Origin of the sequence: Lysinibacillus canaveralius (genome assembly GCF_047301505.1) — a bacterium.
Taxonomy (GTDB): Bacteria; Bacillota; Bacilli; order Bacillales_A; family Planococcaceae; genus Lysinibacillus_B.
In genome coordinates this window covers 852,693-870,108 of sequence record NZ_CP154840.1, presented here as the reverse complement: position 1 = coordinate 870,108, position 17,416 = coordinate 852,693, and the positions used below count along the sequence as shown (strand labels likewise).

The following is a 17,416-nucleotide window of genomic DNA, read 5'->3' as shown; positions in this document are numbered from 1 at the left end:
ACAAGCTCAAATCATGGAAGGGTCCAAATCGATTGTGAGCTGAATTCCTTTTTTTATCCATTCCGAGCGGTACAATTTTATTAACTGCAATAACACCGGAATCAGATTTGGTTCTACTTTATATTTTATCAAACATTGATATCGATATCTATTTTGGAGGCGGCTGATACTCGCCGTTGTAGGGCCAATGATAGAGACAGTAGACGATAGATTACCCCGTAAATATTCTGCAGCTCTTGCAGCATATTCCGCGGCCATCATTACATCTTCATGAGAGACCTGAATGAGCGCCAGATAGTAATAGGGAGGATAATTAGCCTGCCTTCTGACATACATCTCATGTTCATAAAATGGCTCATATAACTGTTCCTTCGACAGCTCGATTGCATAATGCTCAGGGGTATATGTTTGTATGATGACTTCCCCTGCCTTATCATGCCGCCCCGCACGCCCGCTCACCTGTGTCAGCAACTGGAATGTCCGTTCTGCTGAACGGTAGTCTGGCAGATGAAGGCTCGTATCGGCACTTAATACCCCAACAAGTGTGATATTCGGGAAATCAAGTCCTTTAGCAATCATTTGCGTGCCAAGCAAAATGTCTGCCTCTCCACGTCCAAAAGCATCTAAGATGACCTCATGGGAACCCTTTTTATTCGTTGTATCTACATCCATCCGGAGCACTCTCGCCTCTGGAAATAATTTATGGAGCTCTTCTTCGACCTTTTGTGTACCCGTTCCAAAAAAGCGGATATGGTCACTTGCACATTCTGGACAAGCTTGCGGTACATATTCTTCGTGTCCGCAATAGTGGCATTTTAACTTTTCACTAAAACGGTGGTATGTTAGCGAGATATCGCAATTCGGACATTCCACAACCGTTCCACAGTCCCTGCATAGCACAAAGGAAGAATAGCCTCTACGATTTAAAAACAATACCGTTTGCTCTTTTTTTACAAGACGTTCCCGTATTGCATCCGCCAGTTGAATAGAAAACATCGAACGGTTACCAAGCTTTAGCTCCTCGCGCATATCTACTACATGTACAGTAGGTAAGCCCTGATTCATCGCGCGCTTTTTCAATGTTAGTAGCGTGTAGACACCTTTTTTCGCGCGCGCAAATGATTCCAGACTCGGTGTTGCACTTCCTAAAATAACCGGGCATTTATGGTACTCGCTCCGCCAAATAGCCACATCTCTTGCATGATAGCGCGGCGAATCCTCCTGCTTATAGGTAGATTCATGCTCTTCGTCGAGTATGATCAGCCCAAGGTTTTCAAAAGGTGCAAAAATTGCTGAGCGTGCACCGACTACTACCTTCACCTTGCCCTGCTGGACTTTTCGCCATTCATCATACTTTTCACCGACGGACAAGCCACTATGCATCACTGCCACGAGCTCGCCAAAACGCGAACGGAAACGCTCTGTCATCTGAGGCGTAAGGGAAATTTCAGGGACCAGGACAATAGATTCCTTGCCTTCTTGGAGCGTATGCTGGATAGCCTGCAAATACACTTCCGTTTTACCGCTTCCCGTAATTCCTTGAAGCAGAAATGTATCAGCGGAATGCGCATCCATTGCGCCGGTAATAGCAGAAAGCGCCGTCTCCTGCTCATCTGTCAGCTTTAGAAAATTCGTTTTCGCAATTTCCTTTGTAAACGGATCCCTATATACTTCCTCTTTAATAAAGGCGGCTGCGCCTTTTTCTATAACGGATTGCAATACAGCCATCGTGACGCCCGCTTCGCTGCATACTTCGTCTGGTAAAAGAACTTGACCTGGGCGTTCTGTCATCCATCGTACAAGCTGCTTTTGCTTTGCCGCACGCTTCGAAATTTCCGCCTCGATCCGCCCAAGCTTCGATACATCCATTTCAATTTGCACCTTGCGAATTTCCTTTACTGCTCCTTGCTGCTTTACGCTATTTTCGATTGTGACAAAGCCATCCTTAACAGCCTGTTTGAGCTCATGCAGCAGACCAGCTTTTTCAAAACTTTTAAAATCCGCCTTGCCGTTTCGATTGAAAAATGTCTGTAGCTGCTCAGGAATCGCTTCTGCCTCGACTGATAAATGTACGATTTTTTCGTATTTTGCTCGAAGTGCAGATGGCAGCATGGCTTGCAGAGCATCAATTTCATAGCAAATTGTCTGTTGCTTCAGCCACTTGGCCATCTCCAACATTTCCTCTGTTAATACCGGTTCAATATCCAGCACCTGAGATACCGGTTTAATTTTGTTCATTGGCACGTCCGTTTCATTTTGGAGCGCCACTACAAATCCTAATACATTACGTGGTCCAAACGGAACCTTTACACGGCTGCCCGCCTCGATTAAATCATGCCACTTTTCAGGTACGAGATAATCAAACGGCCGGTCCACTGGATACGCTGCTACATCAACGATGACTTGTGCAACGACTAGTGTCATTTGAAATCTTCCCTCTCTGCTATCGTTGTGAGAAGCCGGTACGCAAGCTCTGTTTTCGGAAGGTGGGTAAAACTCTTTTTGTAATCATGTCCAATTAAAATAACGCTGTTCGTATCTGTTCCAAAGCCAGAGCCCGCCTCCGTCACATCATTTGCTACGATGTAATCGGCCTTTTTCTTTTGCAGCTTCTGCATCCCGTAGTTCTCTATATCGTTCGTTTCAGCGGCAAATCCGATCAGCAGCTGATGTTTTTTATGTTCACCAAGTGCTGCTAAAATATCAGTGGTCCGTTCAAGCTCCAATACAGCTTCGCCCGGCTGCTTTTTCATCTTCTGGTCATGCATATTTTTAGGTCGATAGTCAGCTACTGCAGCTGTCTTAATAACAATATCAGCAGATTCGTATTCCGCCCAAATAGCTTCAAACATCTGCTGTGCACTTTCGACATTCATGACCTTCATCCCGGAAGGCTTTGTGAGGTTGGTTGGTCCGGAAACAAGAACTACCTCCGCTCCCAAGTCTCTTGCTGCTTCCGCCATTGCATATCCCATTTTGCCCGAAGAAAAATTCGTTAGAAAACGTACGGGATCTACTTTTTCACGGGTTGGGCCGGCCGACACTACCACTTTTTTTCCCTTTAACGGTTGAACAGCAGGCTGAAAATGCTTTTTCACCAGCTCGGTAATTTTCTCCGGCTCCTCTAAGCGGCCTTTTCCTACATAGCCGCATGCTAGGTAACCTTCGGATGGTTCAATAAATCGATATCCATCCGTATGGAGCTGCGCAATATTACGCTTTACCGCTGGATGGTCATACATATGAACATTCATCGCTGGTGCGATCCATACAGGTGCTGTTGCAGCGAGAAGCGTCGTAGTTACCATGTCATCAGCAATTCCATTGGCAATTTTCCCAATAACATTTGCTGTAGCTGGTGCTACTAGAATGAGGTCCGCCCAGTCTGCCAAATCAATATGAGCAATGACATTTGAATCCTTTTCATCGAATGTATCGAAAAACACATCATTTTTAGACATCACTTGAAAGCTTAATGGGTTTACAAATTTCTGTGCAGATGCTGTCATGATTACTTTTACGTTAAAGCCTGCTTGTGTCAGTTTACTCACAAGCGCAACTGCTTTATAAACCGCAATTCCACCTGTTACACAAAGTAAAATATTCTTCGATTGCATAAAAATTTCTCCCTTTCAAATGATAAGCTCCCAAAGAAACTTCTCCGGGAGCTACCTGCATCAATTATTAAACTTCGTCCTCGTAAATAGTTGACTCATCCTGCTGCTCTTTTTTCAGCACACCTGTTGCCACTTCTTCTAACGCTTTTCCTACTGGCTTATAAGATACGTATTTATGAAGGCGCTCGCCGCCCTCTTCCTGCATTTGACGAGCACGCTTAGAAGCTAGGCTCACTAATGAATATTTTGAATCGATTTCCTTTTTTAAAGCATCTACTGATGGATATAACATGGATTATTCCCCCTTCAACATGGATAAGTAAATTTTTTCTACACGCTCACGGCGGCAGTGTTCCGCCTTAATGATGGCATTGATTTTGTCGCACGCATTTTCTACTTCATCATTTTCTACAACGTAATCGTATAAACTCATCATTTCCAGCTCCGCCTCTGCGGTTGCAATACGCTTCGCAATGATATCGTCTGTTTCCGTGCCTCGGCCAACAAGACGAGCCTTCAGTTCCGAAAGGCTTGGCGGTGCCAAGAAGATGAACAGTGCATCCGGTGCCTTCTCACGAATTTGTTTTGCGCCCTGTACCTCAATTTCCAAAAATACATCACGCCCGGCATCCAGTGTTTCATTAACATAGGCAAGCGGTGTACCATAATAATTGCCTACGAACTCGGCATGCTCCAATAAGCCGCCTTCTTCGATCAACGTCTCGAATTCCTCGCGTGTCTTAAAGAAATAGTCTACACCATCCACTTCTCCTTCGCGAGGATTACGCGTTGTCATTGAAATCGAATATTCATAATTCGTATCGGCCTGCGAGAAAAGCTCTTTACGAACCGTTCCTTTTCCAACACCCGATGGACCTGATAATACGATTAATAAGCCACGTTGTTTCTTCATTTATAACTCCTTCTAGCTATTCAATATTTTGAACTTGCTCTCGCATTTTCTCTAAGATTGTCTTCGCCTGTACAACAGCGATCGAGCTTTCCGAAGACTGATTTTTTGAGCCGATTGTATTAATTTCACGGTGCATTTCCTGCATTAGAAAATCGAGCTTACGACCGATCGGTACATTTTCCTCCAGCGTTTCTGCTAATTGAAGAAAATGGCTGTCTAAACGATCCAGTTCTTCGCTGATATCTACACGTTCAGCGAACAAGGCAACTTCCGTCAGTAATCGGTCTTCTAACAGGTGTCCATTCGTAAACTCCTCGACACGCTGTTTTAAACGCTCCCGATATTTTGCAACCGCCTCTCCCGATGTTTCTCGGATACACTGTACCTGTGCCTGCAGCTGCTCCTTATATTGCAGCATAACTGCTTTAAGCTCGGTGCCTTCCCGCTCGCGCATCGTAATCAGCTGGGTAATAGCATCGGCCAATGCCTTTTCTACTGCAGAAAGCACTTCATCATTAACAAGTTCTTCTTTCTGCACGGCTAATACTTGATCGAGCATCGCGATCTCCTGCATTGTCCATTTTTCCTCTACCAGCATGTTTAGCGACAATTCTTCCTTCGCTTTCCGGTACGCCTCTAATAACGGCCAGTTAATTTCAATTTTCTGTTCAGCTGTCTGAAGCTCCTTTAAAAAAATAATTACATCGAGCTTCCCCCGTGATAAAGTCTGTGATAGCATTTTTTTTGCCAACACTTCCGACTCCATCCACTCTTTTGGGAATTTCGTATTAATTTCTAAAAAACGATGATTCACACTACGAACTTCAACGGTTAGTTGATGAGATTTCGTCGTTGTGACACCCCTGCCAAAGCCCGTCATACTACGCACCAAGGTTCGTCACACCCTTCTTTGCATACTGCAACAATTATAGCATATGTTAGACCTGTTATGCCGATTGAATTATATAAATATGTAAACATCGGCACCCGTAAGAAAAAATGCTATCATAAGAGAGAATGAATTGACAATGGCATATCTAAATAAATGTGGAATCCCCACAAATGAAAGAGGAATGAACTATGGCTTTTGACGGATTATTTACACGTTCTATGACAAAAGAGCTTCAAAAATTAGTAACAGGACGTATTACGAAAATTCATCAGCCGAATGCACTGGAAGTGATGCTGCAAATCCGTGCTGGCGGCGCTAATCATAAACTACTGATTTCTATCCACCCTTCTTATGCTCGCATACATATTACAGGGCAAACAGTCGACAACCCAGCGGAGCCGCCAATGTTCTGTATGCTCCTCCGCAAGCATTTAGAGGGCGGCTTTATCCAGAGCATCAAAGCACAGGATGGGGAACGAATTATTGAAATGACAGTGGAAAGCAAAAATGAAATCGGAGATCCAGTAATACGGAAGCTAATTGTGGAAATCATGGGCCGTCACAGCAACTGTATTTTGGTCGATGCAGACAATCTGCGGATACTTGACAGTTTGAAGCATCTTCCTCCGTCCTTAAATAGTTACCGAACTGTGCTTCCCGGCCAGACCTATATCGGTCCTCCTGCACAGGAAAAAGTAAATCCATTTACCACTTCAGATGAGGAAGTCATTTCCTTTTTCAACCGCCCGCGCGAACCAAAGGAAATTGTACAGCATTTCGCCGGCTTTTCCCCTTTGCATGCAGCAGAGCTGTTATACAGGTTGGATAATACAAATCATCCGCACATTTTCCGCGACTTTTTAACGGAGATTGAGGAAGCAGTACAGCCAACCTACATGGAAAATGGTAAAGTTGCTTTCTCACCTGCAGCCCTCCGTCATGTTGAAGGAGCACAAGCGACATATGCTACACTTGGCGAGCTGCTAGATCGTGTTTTCTTTGCCCGGGCTGAGCGTGACCGTGTAAAACAGCAAGCAGGTGATTTAGAACGCTGGCTATCAAATGAAATTGACAAACTGCGCCTAAAGTTAAAAAAATTAGATCAAGACTACGCACGTGCCAGCAAGCTAGAGGAGTTTCAATTATATGGTGAGCTATTGATGGCAAACTTATATCAATTCGAAAAGGGTACAGAACGTGTGTCAGTTGAAAACTATTATACAGGCGATCAAGTAACGATTCCGGTGAGTCCACGTAAAACACCAATTGAAAATGCTCAAAGCTACTATACAAAGTACAACAAGGCAAAAAATGCGCTTGTGATGATTAAAGAACAGAAGCAAAAAACAGAAGATGAAATTCAGTATTTTGAAATGCTGAGCCAGCAGGTACAGCAGGCGGCGCCAGCCGATATTGAAGAAATCCGTGAAGAACTAGCAGAGCAAGGCTATCTGCGGCTTCGTGCTTCAAAGAAAAAGAAAAAACCGACAAAACCGGAACCCGAGAAATTTATTTCTTCTTCAGGCATTCCCATTTCAGTCGGTAAAAATAACAAGCAGAACGATTATTTGACATTCAAACTGGCTAAAAAAAGCGATATTTGGCTCCATACAAAGGACATTCCAGGTTCGCATGTTGTTATCCATTCAGACCAGCCGGATGAGACAACGCTGCATGAAGCAGCCGTCTTGAGCGCCTACTTCAGTAAAGCGCGCGACTCTTCCTCTGTACCTGTGGACTATACGGAGATTCGGCAAGTGAAAAAACCTAATGGATCAAAGCCGGGCTTCGTCATTTACTTCGAGCAGAAAACATTATTTGTGACGCCGGATGAAAATACTATCCTTCACTTGAAAAGAAAATAGCAAAATAGAGGAAGTAAAAATTTGGAGACGGAATCTTGAATAGAACCTGCAGTTATAGGTATCTATTCGAGGTTCCGCTTTTTATTTCGTATACTTCTTCACCTGCGGCAAAATATCATTACCAATTATCTCTATCGTCTTCACTACTTCCTTAAACGGTACGCCACCAAAATCAATTTGTGCGAGGAAACGTTGATGTCCGAACAGCTCATGCTGGTGAAGAATCTTTTCAATGATACGACTAGCATCACCTACCATCAGCACATCCTCAACTGCATCTCCATCCATGAAAAGCTGTGCCGGGTAGCCTCGCCCATTGACATGAATCATTCCTTTATTCAAGTAAGGATACATTGTGTTCATCGCATGCTCAATATTTTCTGTCAGGTACATTAAACTTGTTGTTGCAACAGGTAAACTTGATGAATCATATCCCGCTTTTTCAGCAGAAGTACGATATAAATCGATGAGGCGTTTAAAATGGTGTGCATTGCCGCCTAACGCAGCCAATGCCATCGGAACGCCAGCTTCCCCAGCCTTTACAGCACTTGTTGGTGTTCCACCTACAGCGCGCCAAATCGGTAATTTTCCATTAAATGGACGCGGCAAAATTTCAGCATTTTTTAGTGGTGCCCGGTACTCCCCATGCCAATTAACTACTTCCTGTTCATTAATTAGGTTCAACAGCGCAAATTTTTCTTCAAATAATGCTTCGTAGTCAGTCAAATCATAGCCCAATAATTCGAATAGACCAATCCGCGAGGCACGGCCTGCAATAATTTCTACCCGTCCGCCTGATAATAAATCAATAGTAGCAAAGTCTTCAAATACTCTCACGGGATCTGAAGTACTAATAATAGTGGAAGAGCTGGAAATCTTTATTGTTTTTGTAGCCTGTGCAATAGCACTCAATAATACCGTGTGTGCCTGTGTCGTGAAATATTTCTGGTGACTCTCACCGACACTGAATACATCAATTCCTACCTCTTCCGCTAGCTTTGCCGCTTCAATGATTTCTGTTAAGCGCTGGCTGGCAGGGATCCACTCATTTGTATGTGGATTCGGCATGTGATCTCCTAGTGAATATAGTCCAAATTCCATAAATATCCCTCCTTTTCTCTAGTTAAACATCTTTTTAAGCACAAAAAAAGCATAGAGACTTTGAAATAGCTCTATGCTTCAGTATTATCTGCTGATTTTGGAAGGCCTCTTCTTTCAGCAGTGAAGCCCGGCTTATGCCGCGCCCCCATTCATTATGCTCCTGCGGTTGTCATTGCCTCGCAATCACAATCCTCGTCGCATGGAAAACTTAAAGCGTTCCAGCCTTAAGTTTTCCAATGTGGCTGTCGCTTTGCTTTCGCCACAGCTCTATCTAAATAAATTGTATCCTATCCTTTTTAGGTGTACCTTCTTTGCTTTTATAGGTTCCCTGCTTTAAGCAGTGAAGCCCGGCTTATGCCGGCCCCCATTCATTATGCTCCTGTGGTTGTCATTGCCTTGCAATCACAATCCTCGTCGCATGGAAAACTTAAAGCGTTCCAGCCTTAAGTTTTCCATGCCACTCCTTAAGAAATGGGATTTGCTCCTGGGAGATGGCGCCGGACTCGTTTGCTGCTTCTACTAGATAGTCGAAGTTTGTGAGTGACACATATTTTATACCGGCTGCATCAAATGCTTCTTCAGCTTTTGGAAGATTGTATGTATATACACATACGACACCAAGCACTTCACAGCCTGCTGCACGTAATGCTTCTACTGCGGTGATAGAAGAGCCGCCTGTTGAGACAATGTCTTCTACTACAACAACCCTTTGGCCTGGCGCGTATTTTCCTTCAATTTGATTACCGCGGCCGTGTTCTTTTGCTTTGGAGCGCACATATACCATCGGCAATTCTAGAATATCAGCAACCCAGGCTGCATGCGGGATGCCGGCTGTCGCTGTTCCAGCTACTACCTCTGTTGCTGGGAAAAACTCTTGAATATTTTGAGCCAATCCATTCGCCAGCTGCTTACGAATGGCAGGATCTGAAATCGTTAAGCGTGTATCACAGTAGATCGGTGATTTAATACCCGAAGCCCACGTAAAAAGTTCTGTCGGATTTAGCTCAACCGCCCCAACTTTTAGCATTGCGTGTGCGATTTCTTTTTGTAATGTCATATTATTTTTCCTCCCATAATTCACAAACTTCTTTATATGCTGCGCGTTTATCGGCTGCCTCTGTAATGGCACGACCTACAACAATCAATGATGAACCGTCACGGCGGGCACCATCTGGCGTAGCAACTCGTTTCTGATCATGTGCCGCCCCGCCGCTCATACGAATGCCTGGTGTCACACGTAGAAAATCTTCTCCACATACATCAGCAATTGCACGTGCTTCATGTACTGAACATACAACACCATTGAGGCCAGCCTGTTTTGTCAGCTGTGCATAATGTAATACTGATTCAATCAACGACAGGTCAATGCGCTGTTCACGCTGCATTTGTTCCTCTGTCGTCGATGTCAGCTGTGTTACGGCAATTAAAGCAGCCCTACTTTTACCAACCGGAGTTCCCTCTTCAAGGCCTTCTAATGCAGCCTCCATCATCTGTTTGCCACCTGCTGCATGAACATTTACTAAGTCCACGCCTAGACGTGCTAAACCTTTCATTGCCGACTTTACCGTATTCGGGATGTCATGGAGCTTTAAATCCAAGAAAATCTCATGACCCTCTTCTTTGATTTTTCTTACAATATCCGGTCCTTCCTGCATGTAGAGCTCCATCCCTACTTTGACAAAAAGCTGTTCGTCAAATTCATTTAAAAATTGGAATACCTCTTTCTCTCCCGGAAAGTCCAATGCAATAATCGGTTTATTGTTCATGTTAACGATGGCTCCTTCCAATAACCTCTGAAATATGTTCTATCCCAAGCTCTTCTAACTTCGATGGCAGTTCATCAATAATATTCGGACATACAAAATGATCTACGAAATTTGCCGTTCCTACCGCAACTGCTGAAGCGCCTGCACTCATAAAATCAATGACATCCTGTGCGTTGGTCACGCCGCCCATTCCGATAATCGGAATAGTAACATTTTTATAGACTTCGTATACCATCCGGATTGCGACAGGCTTAACCGCAGGACCTGAAAGCCCCCCGGTGCCATTGGCAATAACTGGCCTGCCTGTCTTTTCATCTAGACGCATACCGATCAATGTATTAATCATAGTGATACCGTCCGCACCGCCTGCTTCAACAGCTTTTGCAATATCAACGATGTTCGTAACGTTTGGCGAGAGCTTTACATATACCGGTACACTCGAAACCGCTTTTACCGCCTCCACTAATTGCTGAGCTGTTGCTGGATCTGTACCAAACTGAATACCTCCACACTTCACATTTGGGCACGAAATATTCAGCTCCAATGCCTGGACATTCGGCGCTTTTGAAATGCGGTCAGCCACTTCTACATAATCAGCAATTTCAGTACCCGCTACATTCGCGATAATCGGCACATCATAAGATGCTAAAAACGGCAGTTCTTCCGCCAATACTTTATCAAGGCCAGGGTTTTGGAGACCTATTGCATTCAGCATCCCTGCCGCTGTTTCCGCTACACGGGGTGTCGGGTTTCCTGTGCGTGTCTCTACTGTTGTAGCTTTAATCATGATGGCACCTAGCTTCGATAAATCATACAACTGTGCATATTCACGACCAAATCCGAAGCAGCCGGATGCCGGCATTATTGGATTTTTCAATTGTAAACCTGGTAATTCAACATTGATACGGCTCATAGCGCCACAACTCCTTTCGGGAATACCGGCCCGTCTGAGCACACTTTTACATAGTCTTTCTCTACTGCTTCCGTTGTGTTACACACACAGGCAAAGCACGCACCAATGCCGCAAGCCATCCGTTCTTCAAAGGACAGGTAGCCGGGCTTTTCGGGGAATTGTGCTTCTAATGCCTTTAACATTGGCAGAGGTCCGCAGGAGTAAAACACATCAAATTCCGGTTTCAGCTCATCCAACAGATTCGTCACAAAACCTTTTGTCCCCTTTGTACCGTCAGCTGTGACATAGTATGTTTCTCCAAGAGCTGAAAATTGTTCCTCATAGAATGTAACATTTTCAGATTGAAATCCTAACACATGAATTGTTCGAACCCCTCGTGCGTTTAATTGCTTCGCTAATTCATAAAGCGGCGGTACACCGATCCCTCCCCCGACAAGCAGTGCGGTGCCACCTGGTGCCACCGCATCTACTGGGAAGCCATTGCCGATCGGACCTAATACGTCTGCTGTGTCGCCAACTTGTTTTTTTGAGAGAAGCTCTGTACCACGGCCCTCCGCACGATAGATCATCGTAAACTCATTCATATCTTGATTAATATTTGCAATACTGATTGGACGTCGTAAAAGCGGCTCAAAACTTTCCCCCACACGTACGTGAACGAACTGTCCAGGAGCCATGTCCTGAACAAGTTCGCCTTGTAGTGTTAATTCAAAAATGTTATGAGCAATTTTCGCTTGATGAACGACTGTCATGCGTTCGTTGCGAATCATATTAGTGTACTACCTCCGCTTTCGGCATTTCTTCGGCAGTAAACGTCATTGACTCGATAACACGCAGCATCGCCTCTGCTGTATCAAGTGACGTTAAGCATGGTACTCCGTTTTCAACTGATTCACGTCGAATACGGAAACCATCGCGAGCCGGCTGTTTCCCTTTTGTTAATGTGTTCACAACAAGCTGTGCTTCACCGTTTTGGATGACATCGATTAATGTTTTTCCTTTTGCGCCGATTTTTTCTACTACATCTGTACGAACACCGGCCTCTTCAAATGCTTTTGCCGTTCCTTCTGTCGCCATGATGCGGTAGCCGACTGTTGAGAAGCGTTTTGCAAGTGCAATGGCTTCTTCCTTATCTTTATCAGATACAGTAAACAATACTGTACCGTGCGTCTTAATTTCCATACCGGCTGCTACCAAGCCTTTGTATAACGCTTTTTCTAATGTGGAGTCTTTCCCCATTACTTCACCTGTCGATTTCATTTCAGGACCTAATGTAATGTCTACACGACGCAATTTTGCAAAAGAGAATACCGGTACTTTCACGAATACACCTTTTTGCTCCTTCGCTAGACCTGTCGGATAGCCTTGTTCCACGATTGTCTGGCCAAGGATTGCTTTTGTCGCGATATTCGCCATCGGAATGTTCGTAATCTTCGATAGGAAAGGTACGGTACGAGATGAGCGCGGGTTTACTTCAATAACGTAAATTTCTCCTTCGCTCATTACATATTGAATATTCATCAGACCAACAATGCCCAGGCCTTTGGCTAAACGCGTTGTGTAATCTACCAGCGTTTCCTTCTGTGCTTCTGTTAGTTTCTGAGGCGGGTATACGCTGATCGAGTCACCGGAGTGAACACCTGCACGTTCAATGTGCTCCATGATACCAGGAATCAATACATTCTCTCCATCACAAATTGCATCTACTTCTATTTCCTGGCCAGTCAGGTAACGGTCGACTAGTACGGGATGATCCGGTGATGCTTCTACTGCATTTTCCATATAATGTTTCAATTCATCCTCGTTATAGACAATTTCCATTGCACGGCCGCCAAGAACATAAGATGGACGTACTAGTACAGGGAAGCCAAGATTCTTCGCAATTTTAAGTGCCCCTTCAGCAGATGTGGCCGTATCTCCCGGCGGTTGCGGGATGTCTAACTCTTTTAACGCCGATTCAAACTTATCGCGGTTTTCTGCACGGTCGATATCCTCTAAAGTTGTACCAAGAATTTTCACACCATATGCTGCTAATTTATCTGCAAGATTGATCGCTGTCTGGCCGCCAAACTGTACAACTACACCGATCGGCTGTTCAAGATCAATAATGTGCATAACATCTTCTATTGTCAGCGGCTCAAAATATAATTTATCCGAAATAGAGAAGTCCGTTGATACTGTCTCGGGATTTGAGTTGATGATAATCGCCTCATAGCCTGCTTCCTGGATTGCCCATACAGAGTGGACTGTCGCGTAATCAAATTCAACTCCCTGTCCAATACGAATCGGTCCCGAACCAAGGACCACAACAGATGGCTTATCTGTTTTGATTGATTCGTTTTCTTCCTCGTATGTGCCATAGAAGTAAGGTGTTTGAGAATCGAACTCTGCTGCACATGTATCAACCATTTTGTAAACAGGAATGATGCCGCGCTCTTTACGGAAAGCATACACCTCTTCCTGTGTCGTTTCCCAAATTTCAGCAATTTTTTTGTCTGCGAAGCCCAGGCGTTTTGCTGTACGTAATACGTCCTGATCCTGTTTGTTTTCTGCCAATGTTGTTTCCATATCCACAATTTTTTTCAGTTTGTGGAGGAAGAATAAATCGATTGCTGACCAGTCATGGATTTGCTCAATTGTGACACCGCGGCGCAGTGCTTCACCGATGAAGAATAGACGCTCATCTCCGGCTTTACGGATACGCTTTTCAATCCAGGAATCCGATAATTCTTCCGGATGTTTCATCTCGATATGAACATGGCCTGTTTCAAGAGAACGAACTGCTTTCAGTATTGCTTCTTCAAATGTACGGCCAAGCGCCATTACTTCCCCAGTCGCCTTCATTTGTGTGCCTAGATTACGTTTTGCAGCTTCAAATTTATCGAATGGCCAGCGTGGGATTTTCGCCACGATATAGTCCAGTGCCGGCTCGAAGCAGGCAAATGTTGAACCTGTTACCGGATTTTTGATCTCATCAAGTGTCAAACCTACGGCAATTTTAGCAGCCAATTTTGCAATCGGGTAACCTGTTGCTTTTGAAGCAAGTGCTGATGAACGAGATACACGCGGATTTACTTCAATAACATAGTATTGGAAGCTGTTTGGATCTAGTGCTAACTGTACGTTACACCCGCCTTCGATTTTTAAAGCGCGGATAATATCCAGAGAGATATTGCGCAGCATTTGGTTTTCACGGTCAGATAATGTCTGTGTCGGTGCTACAACAATCGAGTCACCTGTGTGAATACCAACCGGATCGAAGTTTTCCATATTACATACGACAATGGCATTGTCCACTGCATCACGCATTACTTCATACTCAATTTCTTTATAGCCTGCGATCGACTTTTCAAGCAGACATTGTGTTACCGGTGAATACTTCAAACCGGAAGTAACGATTTCCTCTAATTCTTGATCGTTATTACAAATACCTCCGCCTGTACCGCCTAATGTGAATGCAGGACGCACGATGACAGGGTAGCCGATTTTTGCAACAAATGTACGTGCTTCGTCTAGATTGTGAATGATATCTGACTCAGGAACAGGTGCACCAAGCTCATACATTAAATTACGGAACAGATCCCGGTCCTCCGCTTTATGGATTGCATCCAGCTTTGTCCCTAAAATCTCGATACCAAGTTCATCCAAAATCCCTGACTCATCTAGCTCAATAGCCATATTCAGCCCTGTTTGGCCGCCCAATGTAGGAAGGATTGCATCTGGACGCTCTTTACGAAGGATACGTGATACGAATTCTAACGAAATTGGTTCGATATAAACTTTATCTGCAATTTCTGTATCTGTCATAATTGTCGCTGGGTTGGAGTTAATCAGGATGACGCGATACCCTTCCTCTTTTAATGAAAGACACGCTTGAGTTCCTGCATAGTCAAACTCCGCTGCTTGACCGATCACGATTGGACCTGAGCCGATTACTAAAATTGTGTTGATATCTGTACGTTTAGGCATGTTGTTTCTCCTTTGCTGCTTCATTTTCCATCATTTCAATGAATTCATCGAATAAGTGGTTTGAATCTTCCGGACCCGGGGATGCTTCTGGATGATATTGCACTGTAAAAATCGGATATTTCTTATGGCGAACACCTTCACAAGTACCGTCATTCAACGCAACGTGTGTCAGTTCTAGATCCGTATTTTTTAATGACTCAATATCAATGGCATAGCCATGGTTTTGAGAAGTTAAATCCGTACGTCCTGTACGTAAATCCTTTACTGGGTGATTTCCCCCGCGATGTCCAAATGGCAGCTTGAAGGAAGCAGCACCGCAGGCCAGGCTGAACAGCTGATGGCCCAGACAAATACCGAACATTGGCACTTTTCCGATTAAATTTTTGATCGTTTCAATTCCTTCTGTCACATCCTCTGGGTTACCAGGACCGTTCGACAGCATGATACCATCTGGATGCCAAGCAAGAATCTGCTCTGCCGGTGTATTGTAAGGAACAACAAGTACATCACAATCACGCTTGTTTAATTCCCGTAAAATACCATGCTTCATACCAAAGTCAAGCAGCACAACACGTTTGCCGCGCCCTGGAGATGGATAGGCAGCTTTTGGTGATACTTCCTTTACATGATGTGTAATCAATGGTGTTGCCTGTAGCTTTTCTACAATTTCCTCTACATTTACTTCTGCATCTGCCGCTGTCAGGATGGCACGGACCACACCTTTTGAGCGAATGATACGCGTCAGCTTACGTGTATCAATCCCTTCGATACCAGGGATATTTTGAGATGCCAAGTAATCATGTAGAGACGTATCTGAACGCCAGTTAGACGGCTGTTCCGCAAGTTCGCGGACAACGAATCCGCGAATGGCTGGTGTAATCGATTCGAAATCATCACGATTTATACCGTAGTTACCGATCAATGGATATGTCAGAGTAACAATTTGTCCGTAAAATGAAGGGTCGGATAATGTTTCCTGGTAGCCTGTCATCCCTGTTGTGAATACGACTTCCCCTTGTGATTCTCTTTCACTGCCAAATGCTGCCCCGTGGAACACTGTACCGTCTTCTAAAATTAAGTAACGTTTTTTCATTATTCTGCCTCCTGATATACGATATTGCCTTCAAAAATTGTCATGATCGGCCAGCCTTGTGCGGCCCAACCATTGAATGGCGTGTTTCGTCCTTTTGAGATGAATCCTTCTGCGTCCACTGTCATTTCTTTTTCTAAATCAATAATAGTGAAGTCAGCAGCAGCTCCTACTTCAATTTTTCCGTATGGTAAATCAAAGATTTCAGCCGGTTTTGTCGCCATCCAGTCGACTAACTGTTTCAATGTCCATTTACCTGTTTTCACAAAGTTTGTATATAGCAATGGGAATGCTGTTTCAAAGCCGACAATGCCAAATGGTGCCCCTACCATACCACAGCATTTTTCTTCCACAGTGTGCGGTGCGTGGTCCGTTGCGATACAGTCGATCGTTCCGTCAAGAAGCGCTGCATGCAAGGAATCTTGGTCATCCTTTGCACGAAGCGGCGGATTCATCTTCCAGTTCGCATCATCCGAAGGGATATCCATTTCTTCTAGCAGAAGATGGTGCGGACAAACCTCCGCAGTTACTTTGATACCAGCTGCCTTTGCATCACGTACAGCCCGTACAGATTCCTTCGTCGACACGTGGCAGACATGGTAGCGGGCACCTGCTGCTTCAGCAAGCAGGACATCACGGGCAATTTGAACTGATTCACAGATCGATGGAATTCCAGGCAGCCCAAGCTCTTTATTTCGTTTCCCCTCATGCATAACCCCATCATAGATCAAGGAGTTATCTTCACAATGCGCTACGACAATCGCATTTAAACGGGCCGCTTCCTTCATTTGCTCATACATTGTAGAAGCGAGCTGAATCCCAATTCCATCATCAGAAAATGCAACTGCTCCTTGCTCTTTCAGTTGTTCCATATTCGTGCGTACCTCACCTGAAATATCCTTTGTCAGGGAGCCGTATGGCAGTACACGAATTACTGCACTGTCTTTAATTAATCCATTAATCAACTGCATATTCTCCACCGAATCTGGAACAGGCTTTGTATTCGGCATTGCGCAGATTGTCGTAAACCCGCCGCGAGCTGCTGCTGCAGAGCCTGTCGCTATTGTCTCTTTATGTTCAAAGCCAGGCTCACGCAAATGTGTATGTACATCGACAAAGCCTGGTGAAAGAAAATTCCCGCCGCCATCGATCACTTGGATTATCCCTTGCTCCTGTGGCATTTCTTCCCCGATTGCCGTAATCATTCCATCTTCCACTGTTATAGATGAAAGCTCTAAATCGCCGCTTTCATTTAACCGTTGTACATTGTGTATATAAGTGATTGTCATA

The 17,416-nt window shown here is 44.4% G+C and carries 14 protein-coding genes; 1 reads left to right on the top strand and 13 read right to left on the bottom strand.

Features of this window, described 5'->3' with window-relative positions; all coding sequences use genetic code 11:
- Positions 1-6: 6 nt before the first annotated feature.
- The 5 genes from priA to AA0Y26_RS04230 form a co-directional block, all read right to left on the bottom strand.
- Complete coding sequence (gene priA, locus AA0Y26_RS04250; protein ID WP_413365412.1) at positions 7-2,424, bottom strand: primosomal protein N'; 2,418 nt, start codon at positions 2,422-2,424, stop codon at positions 7-9.
- Positions 2,421-3,617: a bifunctional phosphopantothenoylcysteine decarboxylase/phosphopantothenate--cysteine ligase CoaBC gene (gene coaBC / locus AA0Y26_RS04245; RefSeq protein WP_413365410.1), complete on the bottom strand. Its 1,197-nt coding sequence runs from the start codon at positions 3,615-3,617 to the stop codon at positions 2,421-2,423. Before coaBC ends, priA begins: the two co-directional genes overlap by 4 nt.
- A 67-nt stretch (positions 3,618-3,684) precedes the next feature.
- Positions 3,685-3,909 (bottom strand): DNA-directed RNA polymerase subunit omega, encoded by a 225-nt coding sequence (gene rpoZ / locus AA0Y26_RS04240; protein ID WP_413365408.1) that lies wholly within the window; start codon positions 3,907-3,909, stop codon positions 3,685-3,687.
- A 3-nt stretch (positions 3,910-3,912) separates the two neighbouring features.
- Positions 3,913-4,530: a guanylate kinase gene (gene gmk, locus AA0Y26_RS04235; RefSeq protein WP_413365407.1), complete on the bottom strand. Its 618-nt coding sequence runs from the start codon at positions 4,528-4,530 to the stop codon at positions 3,913-3,915.
- A 16-nt stretch (positions 4,531-4,546) separates the two neighbouring features.
- Positions 4,547-5,422 (bottom strand): YicC/YloC family endoribonuclease, encoded by an 876-nt coding sequence (locus AA0Y26_RS04230; protein ID WP_413365405.1) that lies wholly within the window; start codon positions 5,420-5,422, stop codon positions 4,547-4,549.
- A gap of 188 nt (positions 5,423-5,610) precedes the next feature.
- Between AA0Y26_RS04230 and AA0Y26_RS04225 the strand changes: the two genes are divergently transcribed.
- Entirely contained in the window at positions 5,611-7,287 is a 1,677-nt protein-coding gene (locus tag AA0Y26_RS04225) for an NFACT family protein (protein ID WP_413365403.1), read from the top strand.
- A gap of 81 nt (positions 7,288-7,368) precedes the next feature.
- On the opposite strand, the gene AA0Y26_RS04220 is transcribed toward AA0Y26_RS04225, so the two are convergent.
- From AA0Y26_RS04220 to AA0Y26_RS04185, 8 genes are all read right to left on the bottom strand, one after another.
- The gene (locus tag AA0Y26_RS04220) at positions 7,369-8,388 is read right to left on the bottom strand and encodes an LLM class flavin-dependent oxidoreductase (RefSeq protein WP_413365402.1); all 1,020 of its coding nucleotides are present in this window, start codon (positions 8,386-8,388) and stop codon (positions 7,369-7,371) included.
- A gap of 427 nt (positions 8,389-8,815) precedes the next feature.
- Positions 8,816-9,445: an orotate phosphoribosyltransferase gene (pyrE, locus tag AA0Y26_RS04215; RefSeq protein WP_413365400.1), complete on the bottom strand. Its 630-nt coding sequence runs from the start codon at positions 9,443-9,445 to the stop codon at positions 8,816-8,818.
- Position 9,446: 1 nt separating this feature from the next.
- Complete coding sequence (pyrF, locus tag AA0Y26_RS04210; protein ID WP_413365398.1) at positions 9,447-10,154, bottom strand: orotidine-5'-phosphate decarboxylase; 708 nt, start codon at positions 10,152-10,154, stop codon at positions 9,447-9,449.
- 1 nt (position 10,155) lies between these two features.
- Positions 10,156-11,067, bottom strand: a complete 912-nt coding sequence (locus AA0Y26_RS04205; RefSeq protein WP_413365396.1) for a dihydroorotate dehydrogenase — start codon at positions 11,065-11,067, stop codon at positions 10,156-10,158.
- Positions 11,064-11,837, bottom strand: a complete 774-nt coding sequence (locus AA0Y26_RS04200) for a dihydroorotate dehydrogenase electron transfer subunit (protein ID WP_413365394.1) — start codon at positions 11,835-11,837, stop codon at positions 11,064-11,066. Before AA0Y26_RS04200 ends, AA0Y26_RS04205 begins: the two co-directional genes overlap by 4 nt.
- Before the next feature lies 1 nt (position 11,838).
- Positions 11,839-15,036, bottom strand: a complete 3,198-nt coding sequence (gene carB, locus AA0Y26_RS04195) for a carbamoyl-phosphate synthase large subunit (RefSeq protein WP_413365392.1) — start codon at positions 15,034-15,036, stop codon at positions 11,839-11,841.
- Positions 15,029-16,129 (bottom strand): carbamoyl phosphate synthase small subunit, encoded by a 1,101-nt coding sequence (locus AA0Y26_RS04190; RefSeq protein WP_413365390.1) that lies wholly within the window; start codon positions 16,127-16,129, stop codon positions 15,029-15,031. Before AA0Y26_RS04190 ends, carB begins: the two co-directional genes overlap by 8 nt.
- A complete protein-coding gene (locus AA0Y26_RS04185; RefSeq protein ID WP_413365388.1) occupies positions 16,129-17,415 on the bottom strand; it encodes a dihydroorotase in 1,287 nt (428 codons plus the stop codon). The genes AA0Y26_RS04190 and AA0Y26_RS04185 overlap by 1 nt, the downstream gene beginning before the upstream one ends.
- Between the last annotated feature and the right edge of the window lies 1 nt (position 17,416).

What these genes read in the sequence shown, in the direction of transcription:
- priA (WP_413365412.1), bottom strand. Translation starts at nt 2,424, where the DNA reads ATGACACTAGTCGTTGCACAAGTCATCGTTGATGTAGCAGCGTATCCA.
- coaBC (WP_413365410.1), bottom strand. Translation starts at nt 3,617, where the DNA reads ATGCAATCGAAGAATATTTTACTTTGTGTAACAGGTGGAATTGCGGTT.
- rpoZ (WP_413365408.1), bottom strand. Translation starts at nt 3,909, where the DNA reads ATGTTATATCCATCAGTAGATGCTTTAAAAAAGGAAATCGATTCAAAA.
- gmk (WP_413365407.1), bottom strand. Translation starts at nt 4,530, where the DNA reads ATGAAGAAACAACGTGGCTTATTAATCGTATTATCAGGTCCATCGGGT.
- AA0Y26_RS04225 (WP_413365403.1), top strand. Translation starts at nt 5,611, where the DNA reads ATGGCTTTTGACGGATTATTTACACGTTCTATGACAAAAGAGCTTCAA.
- AA0Y26_RS04220 (WP_413365402.1), bottom strand. Translation starts at nt 8,388, where the DNA reads ATGGAATTTGGACTATATTCACTAGGAGATCACATGCCGAATCCACAT.
- pyrE (WP_413365400.1), bottom strand. Translation starts at nt 9,445, where the DNA reads ATGACATTACAAAAAGAAATCGCACACGCAATGCTAAAAGTTGGGGCG.
- pyrF (WP_413365398.1), bottom strand. Translation starts at nt 10,154, where the DNA reads ATGAACAATAAACCGATTATTGCATTGGACTTTCCGGGAGAGAAAGAG.
- AA0Y26_RS04205 (WP_413365396.1), bottom strand. Translation starts at nt 11,067, where the DNA reads ATGAGCCGTATCAATGTTGAATTACCAGGTTTACAATTGAAAAATCCA.
- AA0Y26_RS04200 (WP_413365394.1), bottom strand. Translation starts at nt 11,837, where the DNA reads ATGATTCGCAACGAACGCATGACAGTCGTTCATCAAGCGAAAATTGCT.
- carB (WP_413365392.1), bottom strand. Translation starts at nt 15,036, where the DNA reads ATGCCTAAACGTACAGATATCAACACAATTTTAGTAATCGGCTCAGGT.
- AA0Y26_RS04190 (WP_413365390.1), bottom strand. Translation starts at nt 16,129, where the DNA reads ATGAAAAAACGTTACTTAATTTTAGAAGACGGTACAGTGTTCCACGGG.
- AA0Y26_RS04185 (WP_413365388.1), bottom strand. Translation starts at nt 17,415, where the DNA reads ATGACAATCACTTATATACACAATGTACAACGGTTAAATGAAAGCGGC.